The sequence below is a fragment of the Citrobacter sp. CRE-46 genome (assembly GCF_059615875.1).
The window spans coordinates 1524102-1543610 of the sequence record NZ_CM184341.1 but is presented as its reverse complement, the minus strand read 5'-3'; the positions used below and the strand labels follow the sequence as shown (position 1 = coordinate 1543610).

General features: G+C 55.8%; 1 protein-coding gene. It reads right to left on the bottom strand.

Features of this window, described 5'->3' with window-relative positions:
* Positions 1-11 precede the first annotated feature (11 nt).
* Entirely contained in the window at positions 12-19505 is a 19494-nt protein-coding gene (locus AC534G_RS07195; RefSeq protein ID WP_496594524.1) for an Ig-like domain-containing protein, read from the bottom strand.
* Positions 19506-19509 lie beyond the last annotated feature (4 nt).

Below are 19509 nucleotides of genomic sequence, written 5' to 3'. Positions count from 1 at the left end.
GAAACGGTTATTTATTGATGGTGATGTTGCTGATCGTCCTGATTATCTTCGACACTCTGGCTAATGCTCATCACTTGTGCCGCGAAGCTGGCTGCTTCATGCGAAGAGGATTGATCCGCTGCAGAATGCGGCGCGTCACTCTCATCGCTGCGGGCGTCGTCCATGCCTGCAACGACGCTGCGGCTACTGGTATCCACCGTAAAGGCGATATCCTGACGTTCGCTATTCCCGGCACTGTCTTGCGTGCGCAACACCAGAGAATGTGGGCCATCCTCCAGCGCCACAGGCACGTCGAACTGCGTAGGGCCAGACGGCGAAGGCACCAGCGGATGCGTGACACCGTCCAGTTCAACGCTGGCATGGGTAATGCTGGCGTCCAGGTTGAACTCAAAGACCGGATGCGACGACTCCACTTCTATGGTGTCCCTGGTGTCCTGCTCGCTACTGTACAGACTGCTGCGTAGCGACACCGGGTCATCGGTTCCAACATCCACATCGTGCGTTACGGTGCTGGTGTTACCCGCCACGTCGGTAATGGTGAAGGTAAGCTGATGCTCGCCCTGCGCCACATCCTCAAGCTGGAGATTCCAGTTACCGTCTTTATCCACGTTTGCCGTCAGCACATCGCCATTATCCAGTGAGACGCTAACCACGGCTCCCGCTTCGCCATGCCCGCTAAACGATAAGGTTGACTCATCGGTCTGCCAGGTTTGCTCCTGGCTACTCGTACCATCGAAAGTCACATCAAAATTATCAACATGGGTATCGACCGTGAACTCAACCGACTGGCTGGCGGTATTACCTGCCGCATCGCTGACATTCACCACCAACGTCCAGGTGCCTTCAGCCAGCGCCTCTTCAGGTGTCCAGGTCCAGTGGCCTGATTCATCCTGCGTGGCGCTGTGGGTTTCGCCGTTTATGGTCACCGTTACGGTAGTTGCATCAGGATCGATGTTACTCAGGATAAACGTTGGGGTGTCGTCCTTAGTAATGTTGTCCCCTGAGGCACCGCTATCGCTGCCCGCATCCAGGGAAACTGTCGGCGTGCTGACCGTGGTGTCGATGGTGTAATCCAGGGACGCATCCGCGCTATTGCCCGCCGCATCGGTCACGGTCACCACCAACGTTCCGCTGCCGTCCGCCAGCGGGGTGTCCGGCGTATACGTCCAGTTACCCTGCTCATCCTTGGTTGCGCTGTGCGTTTCACCGTTCAGCGTCACCATCACCGACGTGACGTCCGGGTCGATATTACTCAGGATAAAGGTTGGCGTCGTATCCCTGGTGATATTATCCCCTGCCGTTGCGGTGTCACTGTCCGTATCCATCATTACTGTTGGTGTGCTTAGCGTACTGTCAATGGTGAAATCCAGTGAAGATTCCGCAGTGTTACCTGCGCCATCCGTGACTTTCACCTTCAGGGTCCAACTACCGTCTGACAGCGCGGTTTCCGGCGTATACGTCCAGTTACCCTGCTCATCTTTGGTTGCGCTGTGCGTTTCGCCGTTCAGTGTCACCATCACCGAAGTGACATCCGGGTCAATATTGCTCAGGATAAAGGTTGGCGTCGTCTCATTCGTCAGGTTGTCACCGACATCACCGGTATCGCTGCTGGCATCAAGAGCCACCGTCGGCGTACTGATACTAGTGTCGACGGTGAAATCCAGACTGGACTGCTTAGTATTCCCTGCCGCATCGGTTACTTTCACCTCAACGGTCCAGTTACCGTCTGCCAGCGGGGTTTCCGGCGTATAGATCCAGTTACCCGAAGCGTCTTTGGTCAGGGTTTGCGTATTGCCGTTTAAGGTCACCTCTACCTTCGTCACATCAGCGTCAACGTTAGTCACGACAAACGTCGGTTTAACGGTTTGCGTGATGTTATCGCCCACCGTGCTAGTATCGCTTGCCGCATCCATGGCGATGACCGGCGCGCTGAGCACCGTATCAATAGTAAAGCTAAAGGATTGCGTTGCGGTATTTCCTGCCGCATCCGTTGCGCTCACCTGAACGTCACATTCGCCGTCACTTAGCGGAGTTCCCCATGTTACGGTCCAGACGCCATCGCTGATCTTCGTTGCCTGCACCGTCGTTCCATCAATCGTTACGCTCACCGCAACGACATCCTTCTCGATGTTACTCAAAACCAGCGTCGGGGTTGAGTCATTGGTCAGGTTGTCGCCCAGCGCACCACCGTCTGAGGTTACATCCAGCGCCACGGCTGGCGTCGTGAACATCACATCAAGGTCGACAGGCACGCTGATATTGGTGGCAGAATCCTCTGCCTGAATACTGATTTTACCGCCATCAGGATAGTTAATCGCGGTACTCCAACTGCCGGAGCTGTTGACATTAACCGTGGTGATAACGTTGCCGGACTCATCCTTGATAACAATGGTCGTTCCCGCTTCCGCCTTGCCTGAGAGGATCCACAGGTTCCCCTCTTCGTTCCAGGAAGAGATCTCTACTGTTGGCGTATTTGGCGCAACGCTATCGACCAGAATGTCATGGTTAATGGTTTGGGTATTGCCGGCAGTATCTTTAATGGTGAAGGTTAAATTGCTGGTCCCTTCAGGCAACGCGCTGGCCTTGATGCTCCAGGTGCCATCGGCGGCAACTGTGGTGGTAGCCACCACCATCCCTGCCACCATCAAGGTGACAGTAGCCCCCGCCTCACCGACGCCATTAAAGACAGGCGTGCGGTTGTTAACTACCCATTTATCGGCCGAACTGTCTTTGTCGTCCTGCACGTTGGCGGTGAACTGGCTGATGGAGGTATCAACCACAATGGTAAAGGTTGACGAGTTGGTATTCCCGGCTCTGTCTTTAGAGGTTACGGTGACGTTCCAGGTGCCATCAGAGAGCAGCAGTTGGTTAATATTAACACTCCATATCCCCTTGCCGTTTGCCCAGGTCTCGCCAATGTTCATCCCGTTGATCGTGACATCAACCAGGCTATTTGCTTCCACCGTCCCGCTAAGTTTTACCCCACCGGAAATATCGTTGATATAGATAGTGCCGTCTACAGTATGGTCAGCGACGCTGTCATCGTTAATGCTATCAAGCGTAACAGGGGTATTATTGACTGTATCTATCGTGAAACTCTGATCGCCGGTAGAGGCGGTATTCCCCGCCGCATCAGCGATATCAAAACGGATAGTATGGCTACCGTCAGTAAGTGCTTCTGGAATAGTATATTGATAGTCTCGCCCGCTGATGGTAATGGTTTCAACATATTTACCATCAATATAAACCTTGACCGGCTGGCCCGTTTCACCGTTGATCTGGAACGTCGGCGTCGTTCGGGAAGTAACATAGTCGTTACTGTAAATTCCACCATCCGGATTCATTTTATCCAGTTGGATCCAGGTACTGGTATCGACGGTCACCAGGATACGCGCAGATTCTGCGGTATTGCCCGCCGCATCTTCCGCCACTACGCGGATGGAATATTCACCGTCAGCCAACGTAGTCGGGTATTGCCACGTCCAGTTACCTTCGGCATCCGCCGTTACCGTTGCGACCGTTTTTTCATCCACCAGAATAGAAATCGTCGCCCCCGGCTCTCCCGTACCATGGAAGGCTGGCGTATTGTCGCTGGTTATGTTGTCATCCAGCGAGCCTGAGTTAGACGCGTCATCCAGGTTGATGGTCGGGTAATCGGTATGGCTATCCAGCGTGAAGACAAATGGATCGCTGGTCTGGCTGTTTCCGGCCACATCCGTGATCTGTACCGTCAGGCTGTACTCGCCATCCTCTTTGAGGATCAGCGGTACCGTCCAACTGCCATCAGCCGCTACGGTAACCTGGCCTGCCGCGACACCATTTAAATAGACGGTAATCGTGGCGCCGCTTTCACCGGTACCTGTGACACTCAGCGCTTTACTATTGGTCAGGTCCGGCAGCGTATCGACGCTAAAAGTATCAACCGCGGTATCAATAACAACGGTAGTCGTTGCACTGGTTGCTGTATTGCCTGCCGCATCCGTCGACACCATTTTAATATCATAAGAACCGTCGTCACTTTCCGGCATCGTCCAGCTCACTGTCCCTGCCGCATCAGCGGTTACCGTGGCAACTTTTTCGCCATTGACATAAACATCAACCGTCGCATTAGGATCGGTGACTGCCGTCAGGGTTGGCGTCGTCACTTTGGTGATGGCATCCAGCGTGTCCGCACTGTTGGAATCCCGGCTCAGGACAACGTCAGTGATGCTATTTTGCGTATCGCGGGTAATATCGATATTTTTGGAGACGGTATTGCCAGCAGCATCGGTGGAAGTCACCACAAAGGTTTGCATCCCCTCCTGCAGCGTAATTTGCGAACTCCATGCACCATCGCTATCCACGGTAATGGTAGCCAGAATCTTGCCCTGCGTATTGGCGATCGTAACGGTTGAGCCCGCTTCTGCGGTACCGTCAAGGTGAACGCTGGTTTTTTGGGTGATGTTGTCGGTATCGCTGGCGCCGGTATCATCCGTATCGCGTAAATCAACGGTCAGTGGCGCAATATAGGTATCGAGAACAAAACTCTCCGGGCCGAAGGTTTCTGTGTTACCCGCCACATCTGTTACCGAGAAGCTAATCTCATGCTCTCCGTCAGCGCCAATGTTTGTAACCGATGCCAGCCATTTACCATCACTGGCGGCGACCGTTTCCACCACTACACGACCGTCAATCATCACTTTGATATGCGCGCCGGGTTCAGAGATTCCGCTCACTACCGGGGTATTGGTGTTCAGATACCCTTCATCGTTTAATCCGTTAATATCCCAGTCAAGAGGAACCACATGCGTGTCAATGACCAGACTTGCAGGGTCAGATTTTACCTCCTCCCCGTTGTTCGGGTTAATGACGCTCACCTCAATGCTGTAGGTCCCTTCAGCCATTTCTGGCAGGTTAAAGTTGTAGCGTCCGGTTGAGTCCGTTGCCGCGGTACCAACCACCTCACCGTTAACATAAATCGTCACGGTGCTGCCCGGCAGCGATGTCCCGGTAATTGATGGCGTCGTATCATTAGTGACAAAGTCACCAATGGAGCCGCTATCCGATGCGGTTTGTAGCTGCAGTGTCGGTGGATCGACGTCGATCAGCGGAATGATAAAGGCGAAGTTAGTGGCATCAGAGACGTTACCCGCTTTGTCGGTCGCGACAACGCTAATAATATGATCGCCAGAGTTAATGGCGCTCGGCGGCGTCCATGACCATGTTCCGTTGCTGTCCGCCACAACACTGGCGACAGTAACGCCATCAATACTTATCACCAGCGTCGATCCTGCTTCCGCAGTACCACTGAATTCTGGCGCCAGACTTAAGGCTTCATGGTTATTCCCGGGATCGGACTCGCTCAATGCAACACCCGGCGCGTTAACTACTGTATCGATAACAAAATCAATGTTGCTTGCCTGGGTGTTTCCGGCCTTATCGGTCGCGGTAACCGAGATGGTATAGTTGCCATCAGTCAAATCACCCAGCGTAATAGACCAGGTCCCGTCCGAGGCAGGAGCGATCGTTTGGGTCTGAATCGCATTACCGCTCTCATCCAGCACGGTCACCACCAGCGTTGCGTCTTTGTCCGTCAGACCGCCGAACGTAGGTGACGTATCTTTGGTAATTTTATCCGTCTGCGAAGAGCCTGTATCAGAAGAGGCCAGCAACTCCACCGACAGCGCAACGTGTGTGTCGATGGTAAAATTCATGCTGCTTTCAGCGGTATTACCGGCTTTATCCGTAACGGTCACTTCTGCGGTGTAGTTACCATCCGCCAGATTGGCTGAGGTAACCGTCCATTCCCCAGCTTCATTTTGTGTCGCCGTATATTTCGCACCGTTTATAACAACAAACACGGTATCAACATCGTCCGGCACGCCGGAAACTATGAACGTCGGCTGCGTATCATTGGTTAACGAATCACTTGAGCTATCGCCAGAATCACTGGCGCTATCCATCGAAATGGTTGGCTGCGGGATCTGAGTGTCAATCGTAAAAGTCAGGGTCTCTGTCTGGTGGTTGCCCGCGACATCGACCATCTCCACGGTTGCGGTGTAAGTGCCATCCGCTAGCATGTCAGCGGTATAAATCCACTCGCCCTGGGCGTTTTTCTCCAGCGTCTGCGTGCGCCCATTGAGCGTGACGGTGACGGAGGTGAGTTCCTCCGCCGCGCTAATCTGGATACGCGGCACTGAGACGTTAGTCAGGTTATCGGTGGTATTCTGCCCGGTATCATCCAGCAGCAGCACGGCAGGAGAATCAACCACCGTATCAACGGTAAAGTTATAGGTTGTCGATGCGCTGTTACCCGCATTATCCGTAAAGGTCACGACCACGCTATATGCGCCATCCGCCAGGCTTTGCGGTACCTGCCAGCTCGTTGTCGACGGATCCAGTGACAGCGTCGTGTCACCAAGAGTTACCGTTATACTGGCGATATCGGCAGGTACGCCGCTGATATTGATAACCGGTTTCGTCACGTTGGTGATGTTATCATCAGTGCTGCCGCTGTTGCTGCCATTATCCAGCGCCAGAACCGGTGCCGAGCAAATGGTATCAACGGTAAAGCTCATTGAGGATGATTTGGTATTGCCTGCATCATCTTCAACCTTAACAGTTGCGGTATAAGTTCCATCCGGGAGGGCATCAGCATCGGGTAACTGCAAGCCCCATACTCCATTCTTTTCCGTCGCGTTATAGGTTTTATTGTTGATAGTGACAGTGACGCTATAAGCATCGCTATCGATATTATCGAGCGTGAAATATGGCGTCGTATCGTTGGTTAGGTGATCGTTTGACAAGGTCCCCGTATCACTTGCAGCCGCTAAATCGATTGTTGGCGTGCTAAGGGTGGTATCCACGACAAATTTGAGTTCAGTGCTGGCGGTGTTACCCGCTTTATCCACTACTGAAACGTCGAGAGTGTAGTTGCCATCTGCCAGTGCCGGAGCCGAGTAGATCCAGCGGCCGGACTCATCCTTCGTCAACGAAGTCACCGTGCCGTTGAGGGTAACGCTCACCGACTCCACATCCGCCGGAACGCTGATTTCAAATTCAGGGGCATTGCTCTTCGTTATGTTATCGCTGTCGGAATAGCCCGTGTCGTCACCGACGACAAAGTCCACCGATACCGACGTTTGCGTATCAATGGTGAAGGTCAGCGGAGTTTCTTTGGTATTTCCGGCGTTATCCGTCACCGTGGCAATTAAGGTGTAAGTGCCGTCTGCCAGCGCTTCATCCGGCGTAAAACTCACCGGCTGACTGGTCAAATCCACAGGAATATCTTTGCCGTTCAGGTTCACCGTCAGACTATAAACATCTTTATCCAGCGAACCAAACTCAAACGTCGGCTGGGTATTGTTAGTGTAATTATCGGCGGAGCTGCTGCCGCTGTCGTCCTCGTCTTTAAGATCCACCGTCACAGGTGTAAGCGTTGTATCGATAGTAAAGGTGAAAGTTTCCTGGGTTGTGTTGCCCGCTTTATCCATCACGTTGACGACAATCGAATGCTCACCATCGGTCAACGCCGAGCTGGCGGTGTAGGTCCACTTGCCATTGGTTTTCGTCAGCGTCTGGGCATCACCGCCGTCCAGTGCCACCGAGACATGCGTAACATCTGCGGCAACCCTAATATCAAAGCTTGGGATGGTATCGTTCGTTAAATGATCATCCGAAGAGAAACCGGTATCATCAGACATGGTAATCTGATCGATTGCCACCGTGGTATCAATGGTAAAATCGAGATCGGACGTCCGTTCGTTCCCCGCTTTATCGGTTGCCGTGACCGTTATCGTATAGTCCCCATCGGCCAGTTTAGGAGCCTGGAATACCCACTCCCCTTCGGCGTTTTTCGTCGCGATATAGTCGTTATTATTTAGCGTGACAACCACGGAATATATATCGCTGTCGACATTGCTGATAATAAATTCAGGCTGCGTCTTCGACGTCAGATTATCTTCACTGCTGTCACCCGTATCAGATGCGCTGACAAGATCAATCGTCGGCGTGTTTAGCGAGGTATCAACGGTGAAGGAGAAGGTCTGCGTTGAAGTATTTCCCGCCCGATCCTGCACTTCCAGGATCATTTTATGATTGCCATCCGAAAGTGCCGATGGCGGCGTAAAGCTCCAGTTACCGCTGCCATCCTGCGTCAGCGTAATCGGCACCCCATCAAGCGTAATGACGGCATGCGTCACGTCGCTGTCCATGTTGCTTATCAGGAACGTGGGCTTATTGTTACTCGTCAAATGATCGGTAGCGTCATAACCCGTGTCATCACCCGCGTCGAACGCAATAGTCGGTACGGAAAGCTGGTTATCAAAGGTGATCGTTTTCGTGTCGCTGGTAGTGTTCCCTGCAGCATCTTCAACGGTAACGGTCAGCGTGTAATCTCCAGCGACAGAGAGTATCGGCGAGGTGACGGTCCAGTCACCGTTGGCATTTTTCACCACGGTACAGGCAAGACCGTTAATCGTTGCCGTCAGGCTGACAACATCATCAGAGGTGGTGACGTTAAATATCGGTTGGGCAGCATTCGTGATGCCATCGGAGGACGAATCCCCGGTATCTGTCGTCAGAGTGATGGAATTAATATCCACCGAGGTATCCACGGTGAAATCATATGTCGACGTTCTTTGGTTTCCTGCTTCATCAGTAACGCGTACATCCAGCGTATATTTCCCTTCAACAAGGGCGGTTTCTGGAGTATAGGTCCAACTGCCGTCCGCTTGTTTCTTAACGGTTGTCGTCGCGCCGTTCAACGTCACTTCGATGCTGTAAACATCTGCCGGCACATTGCCTAGTTCAAACGTAGGTTTTGTGTCGTTGGTAACATTGTCGCCTACCACACCACTGTCATCCGCCGCCATCATCTTGACGGTGAGCGGCTCCAGGGTGGTGTCAATGGTGAATGTTTGCGCGCGATTCGCCGTATTGCCTGCGTCATCCGTAACGGTCACCGTAAGCGTATATTCACCGTCCGCAAGGGCAGATGGCAGAGTCACCACCCACTTCCCTTCCTGGAAAATGGCATCCTGAGTCAGTGAGCCTATGCTGACAGTGACAGCATGCGCATCAGCAGGCGCGGTGATGGCAAACGTTGGGGTGGAATCGTTGGTCATCCAGTCGTTTTGCACGCCGGTATCACTTTGCAGAGTAATACCGTCCACGCTGGTGGAGGTGTCAATGGTCACGGAGAGTGAGGTCGTCTTTTCATTACCAGCATCATCAACAACCGTCAATTGGGCCTGCCAAATCCCATCCGGCAGATCGGCGGGAACGGTAAAGGTAGCACTGCCATTTTCAACCGTAATAGGCCATGTCTGACCGTTAATCGTCAGTGAAACGCTGACAACGTCGCTATCAATATTGCCGATCACAAACGTTGGGCGCACATCCTGAGTGACATTATCTGAATCACTGTGCCCCGTATCGCTATCGCTTGAAAGCTGCAGCGTCGGCACAGAAAGGGTCGTATCAACCGTAAAATTGAGATCTTTATTACTGGTATTACCCGCTTCATCTGTTACGGTAACCGACACAGTATGTGCTCCATCGGCGAGCACCGCGGTGGAAAAATGCCACTTTCCATCAGTCTGCTTAGAAGCTTCACCAGCCGCTTTACCATCAATCATTATGCTGACATGCGTGACATCATCCGGCACGCCGATCGCAAACTCAGGTGTATTCACATTGGTTTGGTTATCGGTGGTGCTTGAACCGGTATCATCCAGAAGCACGATAGAGTCGATGTGAGTGACAGTATCTATTTCAAACCTGGCAGCGTCAGAGGTGCTCTGATTACCCGCCATGTCTTCAACCGTGACAGTTATCGTATATTGCCCATCGTCCAGCGCAACCGGACAAGCCCATGCTCCGCTTTCGTAGGTTTCACTGTCCAGTGTCCAACTATCTTTGTAGCTGCCATCGCTACTCACAATCGCTATCGTAATCGTATTGACGTCATCAGTATCCACGCCACTAATCTGGAATTGCGGCTTCGTCTCATTAGTCAGCCCATCGGTCTGGCTGTCACCCGAATCAGATACCGTCGCGAGTTCGACTGTCGGTTTCTCGACAATGGTATCGATAGTAAAGCTAATCTTACTGTCAGCACTGTTACCTGCCACGTCAGTCACCGTCACAGTTGCAGTGTAACTGCCATCTTGCAACTCATCAGGTAGGGTGAAAGAAGTACTCTTGCTCAGATCTATTGTGTAGTGCTGCCCGGTGCTCAACGTCAGGGTAATAGTGGCGACATCGTCCGGAATATTGCTGAACTTAAACGTCGGTGTTGTGTCCGCAGTATAATTATCTGTCGAGCTCTCTCCCGTGTCAGACGTCTTATCCAGCACAATATTGACTGGCAGAACCTCTGTATCCACCGTGATAGCCAGCGCCGCCGAGGTTGCGGTGTTGCCGGCGTCATCGGTCACCTGCACGCTGATGCTGTAGTCGCCGTCCGCCAGCTCCGGGGCGGTAAAGGTCCACTTGCCCTCAGCCTTCACGGCGTCATAGGCGGTGCCGTTGATAAGAACCTGCACCTTCGTCACATCCGCATCGATATTCCCCAGCGTGAAGGCCGGCGTGGTGTCGCTGGTAATGTTGTCGCTGTTGCTGCTGCCGCTGTCTGACGCATCCGCCAGATCGATGGTCGGCACCGACAGCGTGGTGTCCACCGTAAAGGTCAGGATGGCCGAGTCCGCGGTGTTGCCGGCCAGGTCGGTGACCGTCGCCACAATGGTGTGCCCACCGTCGGTCAGCGCGCTACTGTCAATATGCCACTGCCCGTCCGCGGCCTTCGTCGCCGCCACCGGCTTACCGCCGTCAATGCTCACCATCACGCTGACGGCGTCGTTATCCGTGGTGATGGCAAAGCCCGGCGTGGCGTCGTTAGTCTGGTTATCCCCCGCCGTGCCGGTGTCGTCGCTCAGGGCGATCACCGGCGCCGCCACGCTGGTGTCCACCGTCACCGCCAGCGCCGTGGAGGTCTGCACGTTCCCCGCGTCGTCGGTCACCTGCACGCTGATGCTGTAGTCGCCGTCCGCCAGTTCCGGGGCGGTAAAGGTCCACGTCCCGTCCGTCAGTGTCGCCGGGTAAGCGGTGCCGTTGATAATGACCTGCACCTTCGTCACGTCGGCGTCGATACTGCCCAGCGTGAACGCCGGGGTGGTGTCCCGGGTGATGTTGTCGCTGTTGCTGCTGCCGCTGTCTGACGCATCCGCCAGATCGATGGTCGGCACCGACAGCGTGGTGTCCACCGTAAAGGCCAGTGAGGACGTTGCGGTGTTGCCCGCCAGGTCGGTGACGGTGGCCACGATGGAGTGGTCGCCGTCGGCCAGCGCGGTACTGTCAATATGCCACTGCCCGTCCGCGGCCTTCGTCGCCGCCACCGGCTTACCGCCGTCAATGCTCACCATCACGCTGAACGCGTCGTTATCCGTGGTGATGGCAAAGCCCGGCGTGGCGTCGTTAGTCTGGTTATCCCCCGCCGTGCCGGTGTCGTCGCTCAGGGCGATCACCGGCGCCGCCACGCTGGTGTCCACCGTCACCGCCAGCGCCGTGGAGGTCTGCACGTTCCCCGCGTCGTCGGTCACCTGCACGCTGATGCTGTAGTCGCCGTCCGCCAGCTCCGGGGCGGTAAAGGTCCACTTGCCCTCTGACTGCATGGCGTCATAGGCGGTGCCGTTGATAATGACCTGCACCTTCGTCACATCCGCATCGATATTCCCCAGCGTGAAGGCCGGGGTGGTGTCGCTGGTGATGTTGTCGCTGTTGCTGCTGCCGCTGTCTGACGCATCCGCCAGATCGATGGTCGGCACCGACAGCGTGGTGTCCACCGTAAAGGTCAGGGTGGCCGAGTCCGCGGTGTTGCCGGCGAGGTCGGTGACGGTGGCCACGATGGAGTGGTCGCCGTCGGCCAGCGCGGTACTGTCAATATGCCACTGCCCGTCCGCGGCCTTCGTCGCCGCCACCGGCTTACCGCCGTCAATGCTCACCATCACGCTGAACGCGTCCGGATCGGTGCTGACAGTGAAGCCCGGCGTGGCGTCGCGGGTCTGGTTATCCCCTGCCGTACCGGTGTCGTCGCTCAGCGTGATCACCGGCGCCGCCACGCTGGTGTCCACCGTCACAGTCAGCGCCGTGGAGGTCTGCACGTTCCCCGCGTCGTCGGTCACCTGCACGCTGACGCTGTAGTCGCCGTCCGCCAGTTCCGGGGCGGTAAAGGTCCACGTCCCGTCCGTCAGTGTCGCCGGGTAAGCCGTCCCGTTGATAATAACCTGCACGCTGGTCACATCGGCATCAATACTGCCCAGCGTGAACGCCGGGGTGGTGTCCCGGGTGATGTTGTCGCTGTTGCTGCTGCCGCTGTCTGACGCATCCGCCAGGTCGATGGTCGGCGCCGACAGCGTGGTGTCCACCGTAAAGACCAGTGAGGACGTCGCGGTGTTGCCGGCCAGGTCGGTGACGGTGGCCACGATGGAGTGGTCGCCGTCGGCCAGCGCGGCGCTGTCAATATGCCACTGCCCGTCCGCGTCCTTCGTCGCCGCCACCGGCTTACCGCCGTCGATGGAGACCATCACGCTGAACGCGTCGTTATCCGTGGCAATGGCAAAGCCCGGCGTGGTGTCGTTAGTCTGGTTGTCGCCGGGGGTGCCGGTGTCGTCGCTCAGGGCGATCACCGGCGCCGCCACGGTGGTGTCCACCGTCACCGCCAGCGCCGTGGAGGTCTGCACGTTCCCCGCGTCGTCGGTGACCTGCACCGTGATGCTGTAGTCGCCGTCCGCCAGCTCCGGGGCGGTAAAGGTCCACTTGCCCTCAGCCTTCACGGCGTCATAGGCGGTGCCGTTGATAATGACCTGCACCTTCGTCACGTCGGCGTCGATATTCCCCAGCGTGAACGCCGGGGTGGTGTCGTTCGTGATGTTGTCGCTGTTAAGGCTGCCGCTGTCTGACGCATCCGCCAGATCGATGGTCGGCACCGACAGCGTGGTGTCGACGGTGAAGGTCAGTGAGGACGTCGCGGTGTTGCCGGCGAGGTCAGTGACCGTCGCCACGATGGTGTGGTCGCCGTCGGTCAGCGCGCTACTGTCAATATGCCACTGCCCGTCCGCGGCCTTTGTCGCCGCCACCGGCTTACCGCCGTCAATGCTCACCATCACGCTGACGGCGTCGTTATCCGTGGCAATGGCAAAGCCCGGCGTGGTGTCGTTAGTCTGGTTATCGCCGGTAATACCGGTGTCGTCGCTCAGGGCGATCACCGGCGCCGCCACGCTGGTGTCCACCGTCACAGCCAGCGTGGTGGAGGTCTGCACGTTCCCCGCGTCGTCGGTCACCTGCACCGTGACGCTGTAGTCGCCGTCCGCCAGCACCGGGGCGGTAAAGGTCCACGTCCCGTCCGTCAGTGTCGCCGGGTAAGCGGTGCCGTTGATAATGACCTGCACCTTCGTCACGTCGGCGTCGATACTGCCCAGCGTGAACGCCGGGGTGGTGTCGTTCGTGATGTTGTCGCTGTTGCTGCTGCCGCTGTCTGACGCATCCGCCAGATCGATGGTCGGCACCGACAGCATGGTGTCCACCGTAAAGGCCAGTGAGGACGTTGCGGTGTTGCCGGCGAGGTCAGTGACCGTCGCCACAATGGAGTGATCGCCGTCGGCCAGCGCGCTGCTGTCAATATGCCACTGCCCGTCGGCGACCTTCGTCGCCGCCACCGGGGTGCCGCCGTCGATGCTCACCATCACGCTGAACACGTCCGGATCGGTGCTGACAGTGAAGCCCGGGGTGGCGTCGCGGGTCTGGTTATCCCCCGCCGTGCCGGTGTCGTCGCTCAGGGCGATCACCGGCGCCGCCACGGTGGTGTCCACCGTCACAGCCAGCGCCGTGGAGGTCTGCACGTTCCCCGCGTCGTCGGTCACCTGCACCGTGACGCTGTAGTCGCCGTCCGCCAGCTCCGGGGCGGTAAAGGTCCACGTCCCGTCCGTCAGTGTCGCCGGGTAAGCCGTCCCGTTGATCAGCACCTGCACGCTGGTCACATCGGCGTCGATATTCCCCAGCGTGAACGTTGGGGTGGTGTCGTTCGTGATGTTGTCGCTGTTGCTGCTGCCGGTGTCTGACGCATCCGCCAGATCGATGGTCGGCACCGACAGCGTGGTGTCCACCGTAAAGGCCAGTGAGGACGTTGCGGTGTTGCCCGCCAGGTCAGTGACCGTCGCCACAATGGTGTGGTCGCCGTCGGCCAGCGCGCTGCTGTCAATATGCCACTGCCCGTCCGCGGCCTTTGTCGCCGCCACCGGCTTACCGCCGTCAATGCTCACCATCACGCTGACGGCGTCGTTATCCGTGGCAATGGCAAAGCCCGGCGTGGCGTCGCGGGTCTGGTTATCCCCTGCTGTGCCGGTGTCGTCGCTCAGCGTGATCACCGGCGCCGCCACGCTGGTGTCCACCGTGATGGCCAGCGCCGTGGAGGTCTGCACGTTCCCCGCGTCGTCGGTCACCTGCACCGTGACGCTGTAGTCGCCGTCCGCCAGCTCCGGGGCGGTAAAGGTCCACGTCCCGTCCGTCAGTGTCGCCGGGTAAGCCGTCCCGTTGATCAGCACCTGCACGCTGGTCACGTCGGCGTCGATACTGCCCAGCGTGAACGCCGGCGTGGTGTCGTTCGTGATGTTGTCGCTGTTGCTGCTGCCGCTGTCTGACGCATCCGTCAGATCGATGGTCGGCACCGACAGCGTGGTGTCGACGGTGAAAGCCAGTGAGGACGTTGCGGTGTTGCCGGCGAGGTCAGTGACCGTCGCCACGATGGTGTGGTCGCCGTCGGCCAGCACGGCGCTGTCAATATGCCACTGCCCGTCCGCGGCCTTTGTCGCCGCCAGCGGCTTACCGCCGTCGATGCTCACCATCACGCTGACGGCGTCGTTATCCGTGGCAATGGCAAAGCCCGGGGTGGTGTCGTTAGTCTGGTTGTCGCCGGGGGTGCCGGTGTCGTCGCTCAGGGCGATCACCGGCGCCGCCACGCTGGTGTCCACCGTCACAGCCAGCGTGGTGGAGGTCTGCACGTTCCCCGCGTCGTCGGTCACCTGCACGCTGACGCTGTAGTCGCCGTCCGCCAGTTCCGGGGCGGTAAAGGTCCACGTCCCGTCCGTCAGTGTCGCCGGGTAAGCCGTCCCGTTGATCAGCACCTGCACGCTGGTCACATCGGCATCAATATTCCCCAGCGTGAACGCCGGGGTGGTGTCGTTCGTGATGTTGTCGCTGTTGCTGCTGCCGCTGTCTGACGTATCCGTCAGATCGATGGTCGGCACCGACAGCGTGGTGTCCACCGTAAAGACCAGTGAGGACGTCGCGGTGTTGCCCGCCAGGTCGGTGACCGTCGCCACGATGGAGTGGTCGCCGTCGGCCAGCGCGGCGCTGTCAATATGCCACTGCCCGTCCGCGTCCTTCGTCGCCGCCACCGGCTTACCGCCGTCGATGGAGACCATCACGCTGAACGCGTCGTTATCCGTGGCAATGGCAAAGCCCGGCGTGGTGTCGTTAGTCTGGTTGTCGCCGGTAATACCGGTGTCGTCGCTCAGGGCGATCACCGGCGCCGCCACGCTGGTGTCCACCGTGATGGCCAGCGCCGTGGAGGTCTGCACGTTCCCCGCGTCGTCGGTCACCTGCACCGTGACGCTGTAGTCGCCGTCCGCCAGCTCCGGGGCGGTAAAGGTCCACTTGCCCTCTGACTGCACAGCGTCATAGGCGGTGCCGTTGATAATGACCTGCACCTTCGTCACGTCGGCGTCGATATTCCCCAGCGTGAACGCCGGGGTGGTGTCCCGGGTGATGTTGTCGCTGTTGCTGCTGCCGCTGTCTGACGCATCCGTCAGATCGATGGTCGGCACCGACAGCGTGGTGTCCACCGTAAAGACCAGTGAGGACGTCGCGGTGTTGCCCGCCAGGTCGGTGACCGTCGCCACGATGGAGTGGTCGCCGTCGGCCAGCGCGGCGCTGTCAATATGCCACTGCCCGTCCGCGTCCTTCGTCGCCGCCACCGGGGTGCCGCCGTCGATGCTCACCATCACGCTGACGGCGTCGTTATCCGTGGCAATGGCAAAGCCCGGGGTGGTGTCGTTAGTCTGGTTGTCGCCGGTAATACCGGTGTCGTCGCTCAGGGCGATCACCGGCGCCGCCACGCTGGTGTCCACCGTGATGGCCAGTGTGGTCGAGTTAGCGGTATTACCCGCATTGTCAGTGACGATAACACTGATGCTATAGTCGCCATCCGCCAGTTCCGGGGCGGTAAAGGTCCACTTGCCCTCTGACTGCACGGCGTCATAGGCGGTGCCGTTGATAATGACCTGCACGCTGATCACGTCAGCATCGATATTGCCCAGCGAGAATGTTGGCGTGGTGTCGCTGGTGATGTTGTCGCTGTTGAGGTTGCCGGTGTCTGACGCATCCGCCAGATCCAGCGTAGGGATAGAAACCTGGGTATCAATGGTGACCTGAATTTTTTCTGAAGTCGCTGAGTTGCCGGCGACATCTGTTGCCGTGATATAAAAAATGTAGCTTCCATCGGTCAACGCCTGCGATCCCGTGAAGCTATAAGACCAATTTCCGTTAGCATCCGCGCTGACTTTCCCGATGGCCTTCCCGTCCTGATAAATAGTGATGCTGGAATAAGCCTCGGCTGAACCAGAGAAAATCGGGGAAGCGTTATTGGTAATGCGATCGGCATCACTTATGCCGCTATCGCTATCAAGATGGATTGTGGGTGTTTCCATCGTACTATCGACCACAATATCCAGCGTGGTCGAGTTTGCGCTGTTGCCGGCGGCATCTGTTGCACGTACAACGACGGCATGCTCGCCATCAGCTAAGCTCGCCTCTTCCGGGATACGATAGTTCCAGACGCCATTTTTATCAGAGACAACCTGACCGACTACGGTACCATCAATAAAGATCTCGATCGTCGCGTTGGCTTCAGCCGTTCCGGTTAACAACGGCTGCGTTTCCTTGGTAATACCATCATCATTCGACGATCCCGTATCTGAACCCGTGTCTAATTTAAGCGACGGCGTGACGGTAATGGTATCAATGACCAGATCGTAACTACTGCTCGATGTGTTCCCCACCTCATCCTGAGCCTGAATAGTCAGCGTATAATCGCCATCGGAAAGAGCCGGATTAGGGTCATATTCGAACTGCCAGTTGCCATTAGCATCAGCCTGGGTAGTGCCCACGGCTTTACCGTCAACCATCACTGTAATGGTGGCGTATTTTTCAGCAGTCCCGTCAATTGTTAAATTATCATTTTGCCGGGTGATCCAGTCAGTCTGGCTTATCCCCGTATCATCTTCAGCCTGCAACGTGGCAACCGGTGACGTTGTGCTGGTATCGACAGTGAAAGTACAATCGGCAGATGATGGAGAAACGTTTCCCGCAAGGTCAGTCGCATAAGCCACTGCAGTATAGCTACCATCAGCCAGATCGCTTGGCAAAGTAAACGACCAGATACCATCGTGGTTTGCCGTCACCGTGCCACAGGCCTTGCCATCAATATAAATCGTCACCGTACTGCCCGCTTCTGCTGTACCGGTAAAGACTGGCGTGGCGTCGTTTGTCAGAATATCGCCTGATTTTGAAACGGTGTATTTATCCAGTTCAATATCGGGCGATACGGGAGCAACCGTATCAATAGTATATTCGTAGCTGAAGGTTTGCTGGTTGCCCGCATAATCAGTTACGGTGATTGAGAGTTCGTTCAGCCCTTCTGCAGAGGCCTGCGCCAGGTTAAAGCTGAAATTACCACTCTGTGAAGCATCAATTTCAATTTTTTCCCCGGTCGTCAGGTTAGTGATCACAATATGACTATTTGGGTCAGTTTTACCGGTAAACGCTGGATAAATATCGTTGGTATAATTGTCCCCGGCAACTCCGCTGTCTGACTGGCTAGTCATTGCCAGTGTGAATGCATCAATATCGGTATCGACAGTCACATCTATTTGTGCGGTTGAGGTATTACCCGCACGATCGGAAGAGACCACTTCAAAAGTATAAATACCATCAGCGGTGATTTTATTTTCCGGCAGTGTATATTGCCAGTTCCCCATGGAATCCACGCTGATATCGGCCACTTTGTAGCCATTCAGATATAACTCGAGCGTTGAGTTCGGTTCAGCATTACCATGCAGAGAAGGCGTTTTATCATTAGTCAGGCTATCGTTCGAGGACATCCCCGTATCACTGGATTCATCAAGAATAATAACGGGTGTTTCTGGGGGAATCGTATCCAGCGTAATAACGCCGGTTGTTGATGCCGTGTTTCCCGCTTTATCCGTCGCATCAATCTCAATATTATTAATGCCTTCATTTAATTCTGAACCACTAAACTGATACGACCAGGCGCCATCAGAATCTACGGTGACTGTGGTAAGCAGAACGCCATTGGCATAGATAGCAACCTGCGATCCTGCTTCGGCTTCACCAATTATTTTCGCATCGGTAAAACGGGTAAGATTTTCACCCTCAATGCGATCGGCTGCAGGAATAGCGTACTGATCGTCGAGTTCGAAAGTGGGAACTGCGATGACGGTATCAATGGTTACGATAATTTTCGCGCTACCGCTTCCCCCCTGCCCGTCCGTCACATCGACCTGGACGTTGTGTTGTCCGTCAGCCAGCACCGTGCCGCTATTGAATGAAAAGTTGCCCATCGCATCGGAGGTCGTGACGGCGACAACCACACCATCAATGCGCAGTGAAACTGTCAATCCGGGATCGGTAGAACCAACAAACTGCGGTGTGGTGACGTTGGTAATATTATCGTTTTTTACCCCAGAATCACTGCCGTCATCAAGCTTAAGAGCCACATCAATAGGTTTTACGTCGATGGGCGTTTCATCAGATTCTGATGAACTTGAAGAACTGGACGAACTGGATGAGTAATCAGAGAAAACGAGTCGACTGGCCTCAGCCACAGAGTCATCGTCATATTTCTTATGGTAAAGGCTGGCATCCAGCTGCTCTTCTCCCTGGTTCTGAGAGGCTGCGCCATTTTGGCCATTGCTCTGCGCTTTATCATTTAGGAACTCCTCAAGCTGCTTTTGAACTTCTGCAGAAGCTTTTTGCGCCTCTTCAGCTTCAGCACGCATTTTTTCTGCTTCATGCTTCAGATCAGCAGCCTCTTTTTTAGCTTCCTCAAGGTCTTTCGCATTAATCTCGCTGATTTTATTAATATTATCTTTCAGCACGCGATCCTGACGCTGATCTGATAGTGCAGAGTCAAGCCGTTCAAGTTGAAGATTGCTTAAGTCGATCGTTTTCAGCAGTTGCTGGCCTGAAACATCCTGCCCCTGGAATTTGAAGTGAACGTGGTTATTTTCAAGGCTTGAATAAAGAGCGCCGTTAATAACGTTAACCACCACATTACCCGGAAAAATAAATTTAAAGTCGGTCCCACTAATGACGACTTTGGCACTATCCATAGCACCATACTGCTGTAAGTCGACAATTGAATCGTTGCTTGCGAAAATAGTATTACTCATATTA

Coding starts and splice junctions, on each gene's coding strand:
- AC534G_RS07195 (WP_496594524.1), bottom strand. CDS start 19,505: ATGAGTAATACTATTTTCGCAAGCAACGATTCAATTGTCGACTTACAG.